3 protein-coding genes are annotated in these 2,040 nt (G+C 75.1%); all 3 read right to left on the bottom strand.

Annotated features, from left to right (window positions below):
* Positions 1-138 precede the first annotated feature (138 nt).
* Positions 139-1,092: an AAA family ATPase gene (locus ACRDTB_RS38065; protein WP_431437137.1), complete on the bottom strand. Its 954-nt coding sequence runs from the start codon at positions 1,090-1,092 to the stop codon at positions 139-141.
* A gap of 50 nt (positions 1,093-1,142) precedes the next feature.
* The gene (locus ACRDTB_RS38060) at positions 1,143-1,616 is read right to left on the bottom strand and encodes a hypothetical protein (RefSeq protein ID WP_431437136.1); all 474 of its coding nucleotides are present in this window, start codon (positions 1,614-1,616) and stop codon (positions 1,143-1,145) included.
* 148 nt (positions 1,617-1,764) lie between these two features.
* Positions 1,765-2,040: DUF4129 domain-containing protein (locus ACRDTB_RS38055; protein ID WP_431437135.1), on the bottom strand; the 276-nt coding region annotated here is incomplete at its 5' end.

Raw genomic sequence — 2,040 nt, 5'->3', positions numbered from 1 at the left:
CGACCGCGCGGACGAGGGCGTCGGTGTGCCGCCAGCCCATCGTCCGCGCCGCGCGCCGACCGACGAACCAGCGGCGCGCCCGGTTGCCGAGCCGGCGGTCCGTGCCGACCAGATCGGCGGCGACCTGCTGCGGGCTGCTCACCGGCGTACCGACCGGGTGCTGCTCGGCCCGGCCACCACGCCGAGCAGCTCGTCGACCACCTGCTCGCCGGTGACGCCCGAGCTCCACGTCTCCGCGCGCATGGTCAGCCGGTGCGCGAGCGCGGGCACGGCACACTCCTTGACGTCCTCGGGCAGCACGTACTCCCGCCCGGCCAGCACCGCGAGGGCCCGCGACACCAGCAGCAACGCCTGCGAGCCGCGCGGCGAGGCGCCGATCTCGACCGAGCGGTGGCCACGGGTGGCGTTGGCGAGGTCCACGCAGTAACGCAGCACGTCCTCGTCCACGGCCACCCGCTCCAGCCCGGCCTGCAGCGCGGCGAGCCGCTCGGCGTCGATCACCGGGTCGAGCACGACCTCCTCCTTGCGGCGGGCGAGCCGGCGGCGCAGGACCTCGGCCTCCTCCTCGGGCGGCGGGTAGCCGACGTCGAGGCGCAGCAGGAACCGGTCGAGCTGGGCCTCGGGCAGCGGGTAGGTGCCCTCGTACTCGATGGGGTTCGCGGTGGCCAGCACGTGGAACGGCCGGGCCAGCGGGAAGGTGCGGCCCTCCACGGTGACCTGGCGCTCCTGCATGGCCTCCAGCATCGCGGCCTGCGTCTTCGGCGGCGTGCGGTTGATCTCGTCGGCGAGCAGCAGGCCGGCGAACACCGGACCCTGGCGGAAGCCGAAGTCCCGCTCGGCGGGGTCGTAGATGAACGAGCCGGTGATGTCGGCCGGCTGCAGGTCCGGGGTGCACTGCACGCGGCGGAACTTCAGGCCCAGCGACTGCGCGAGCGCGCGGGCCAGCAGCGTCTTGCCGAGCCCGGGGACGTCCTCGATCAGCACGTGGCCGCCGGCGAGCACCGCGGCCAGGGCCAGCCGGACCGACCGCTGCCGGCCGACGACCACCGAGGCCACCGAGTCGAGCACCGTGCCCGCCTCCTGCCGGATCATGTCCGGAGTCGGCGGTTCGCCCAGGTGTGGGTCCGCTGTGGACGGTGAGGTCATAGCTCCTCCAGACGCCGGATCATCGCGGCGAACTCGTCGGGCTTCGGCAGGCGGGCGGCGGGGGCGGTGAGCAGGTCGTGCAGGTCGTCGCCGAGCCGGTCACGGGCACGCGGGTCGTGCAGGTCGGATACGTCGGCGGTGTCGGGGTCGCGGCGCAGCGTGGTGAGCGCGAGCCGGCGCAGCCGCGGCTGCACGCGCGAGGTGAACCGGTAGGGGTCGGTGGCCGCCTGGCCGAGCCGGTCGGTGAGCGAGCTCGCGTGCAGGCAGACGCTCGCCGCCGGCAGGTCCGGCTCGGGCGTCCAGTCCTGGTCGAACGCACCGACGAACAGCCCGGTGACCAGTACCGCGGCGGCGGGCGGGAGCGAGACGAGCAGGGCCCACCAGAAGGGCACGTCCATGGCGTGGGTCGCGGTCAGGTAGACCGCGACCGCGGTGAGGACGGCCAGTGCGCCGGCCCGGGCCGGGCTCACGACGACCCCTCGCAGACTCGGTACCGCCGCTCACGGCCGCCCCGTATCGAACGGCTCGCTCCGCAAGCTCCGCGAACAAACGACCCCTCACAGGCCCGGCGCCGCCGCTCACGGTCGCCCTGTGACATCGATTCGCTCGCAGGCTCGCTCATGTGACGGTGCTGGCCGGGGTGGCCGCGTTGGCGAGCGCGTGCAGGATCCGGTCCAGCGCGGCGAGCGCGGCCGCGGCGTCGGCCTCGCCGACCTGGCCGGCCGGGCCGAACCGGGCTCGCTGGTAGAGCTCGCGCAGCTCGTCCAGGGCCGGCTCGCTGGTGGTGTGGCGGGCGAGCAGGGCGGCGGTGAACTCGGTGGCCGTCTGGTGCGGCTCGCGTGCGGCGCCCTCGTGCGCGGCGGCCTCCTCGAGCCGCAGCCACGCGGCGACGAC

Origin of the sequence: Actinophytocola sp. (genome assembly GCF_050699935.1) — a bacterium.
GTDB lineage: Bacteria > Actinomycetota > Actinomycetes > Mycobacteriales > Pseudonocardiaceae > Actinophytocola.
The sequence above is the reverse complement of the archived record's forward strand: the minus strand, read 5'-3'. Positions and strand labels throughout refer to the sequence as shown.